Origin of the sequence: Vibrio sp. 10N.222.46.A1 (assembly GCF_041473595.1) — a bacterium.
GTDB classification, from domain to species: domain Bacteria; phylum Pseudomonadota; class Gammaproteobacteria; order Enterobacterales; family Vibrionaceae; genus Vibrio; species Vibrio tasmaniensis_A.
This window is the reverse complement of the sequence record NZ_JBFRSN010001846.1, coordinates 1-449: the sequence shown is the minus strand read 5'-3', so window position 1 is coordinate 449 and position 449 is coordinate 1. Positions and strand designations below refer to the sequence as shown.

Annotated in this window: 1 protein-coding gene; it reads left to right on the top strand. The window is 43.7% G+C overall.

Annotated features, from left to right (window positions below; translation table 11 throughout):
• Positions 1–449 (top strand): TolC family protein (locus AB4496_RS29590; RefSeq protein WP_372133708.1); only part of this gene is annotated, 449 nt, incomplete at both ends.

The window sequence follows — 449 nt, the reverse complement described above, 5'->3', positions numbered from 1 at the left end:
ATCGCTCAGAAAGAAGGTGTGTCGAATCGATTAAGAACCTTGCAGAAAGATCGCCGTGTCATTCTCAACGGGCTATCCATTCAGATTCAGTACCCTATCACTCCATCACAAGATATATACGAAAGTGTGCCATTAAAAGAGATAAACGAAAGCGAACAACACTCAATCATGGATCAAGCGTTAAAGCTCAACAACGACTTACTAGTAGCCAAGAAAAACGTCGAGAGAAGCCGTAGAAGCTTAAAAGAGAGCGGTACAAACTTCTTACCTACCGTGTCACTCTCAGCCAGCTATCGTCACGATGACGCCAATAACTACGATAAAACCGACATCACAGCGACAGGCGAAAGCAACTCAACTAGCGTTGGCTTGAACCTAGCCTTGCCTATTTTGTCTGGTGGTTCTGATTACTATGGATATCAAAAATCATCGACGGCAATTGAACGTAC